We start from the raw sequence: 1,358 nt of genomic DNA, 5'->3' as shown, positions 1-1,358 counted from the left end.
CCGCCAAAGCCGCCGCCTTGGCCGCCGCCGAAGCCGCCCTGGCCACCGCCGGAGCGCTGGGTACGGGTGACCTTGGCAGAGGCGTAGCGCAGCGAGGGGCCGATCTCGTCGACCTCAAGCTCCATGACGGTACGCTTTTCGCCCTCTTTGGTTTCATACGACCGGGACTTCAGCCGGCCCTGAACGATCACGCGCATGCCCTTGGTCAGGGTCTCGGCGACGTTCTCGGCAGCTTCGCGCCATACCGACGCCCGGAGGAACAGGGTTTCCCCGTCCTTCCATTCGTTGGACTGGCGGTCGAAGGTCCGCGGCGTGGATGCAACGGTGAAGTTCGCTACCGCGGACCCGGACGGGGTGAACCGCAGCTCGGGATCGTTGGTGAGATTACCGACGAGCGTGATAACGGTTTCGCCTGCCATGTTGCCTCCTGATGTCCTGGTCCCGCTTGCCGGCGGCGCGCGGGAATGTCTTCGTCAATGCCGCTCCCGGAAGGGGGGCGGCGATCACGGCTGATTACTCAGCGGAGATCTTCTGCTCCTCCGGGCGGATGATCTTGGTGCGCAGGATGGTCTCGTTCAGACCAAGCTGGCGGTCAAGCTCAGCAGCAGTGGCGGGAGTTGCGGTGAAATTGACCACCGCGTAGATGCCTTCGGACTTCTTCTGGATGTCGTAGGCGAGCCGGCGGCGTCCCCAGATGTCCACCTTGTCGATGGTTCCACCATCGTTGCGGACAACGTTGAGGAACTTGTCGAGCGAGGACTCTACGGTACGCTCTTCGACCTCGGGGTCGATGATTACCATCAGTTCATAAGCACGCATTGTGAACCCACCTCCTTCGGGCTAAGCGGTCACGGTCTTTCCGTAACAGGAGGTTCTGTTGCGTTGCCTGCCTGCCACCGCGCGGCGACTTCCGTGTGTTTTGGCTATTGTCACAGGAAATACCGGCCGGCGCCGACAGCACAGACTTACCAATGGTACCGGACGACGGTCCGGGCTCGTGAATCCGCCGCCCCGACCGGTCCTCCACAGCGCCGGGCGGCCGGAAGCGCCCACAGGGCCTGGCGGCCGGGGGCGCCCCGGGGATCGGCGTCGTCAGTAGTCCAGCCCCAGGCTGGGCACCACGAGCCCGGTCTCGTACGCGTACACCACGGCCTGCACACGGTCGCGCAGGTGCAGCTTCGCGAGGATCCGCCGGACATGCGTCTTGACGGTCGCCTCCGAGAGGAAAAAACGGTGGGCGATCTCCGCGTTGGAAAGACCCTCGGCGATGGTCCGCAGCACTTCCAGCTCGCGCGGAGTCAGGTCGTCCAGCAACGGGTCGCGCTGCGGCGGGGCGGCCGGGCTGCCGCCGGGGGCCA

The 1,358-nt window shown here is 65.4% G+C and carries 3 protein-coding genes; all 3 read right to left on the bottom strand.

From position 1 onward, the window contains the following. Positions 1-419 (bottom strand): single-stranded DNA-binding protein (locus tag AC5RV2_RS17995; RefSeq protein ID WP_494093459.1); only part of this gene is annotated, 419 nt, incomplete at its 3' end. A gap of 94 nt (positions 420-513) precedes the next feature. Continuing rightward, a complete protein-coding gene (gene rpsF, locus AC5RV2_RS17990) occupies positions 514-819 on the bottom strand; it encodes a 30S ribosomal protein S6 (protein WP_494024955.1) in 306 nt (101 codons plus the stop codon). A gap of 273 nt (positions 820-1,092) precedes the next feature. After that, positions 1,093-1,358 (bottom strand): response regulator transcription factor (locus AC5RV2_RS17985; protein ID WP_494093458.1); only part of this gene is annotated, 266 nt, incomplete at its 5' end.

The organism is Arthrobacter sp. Y3225116 (assembly GCF_059091245.1).
The sequence above is the reverse complement of the archived record's forward strand: the minus strand, read 5'-3'. Positions and strand labels throughout refer to the sequence as shown.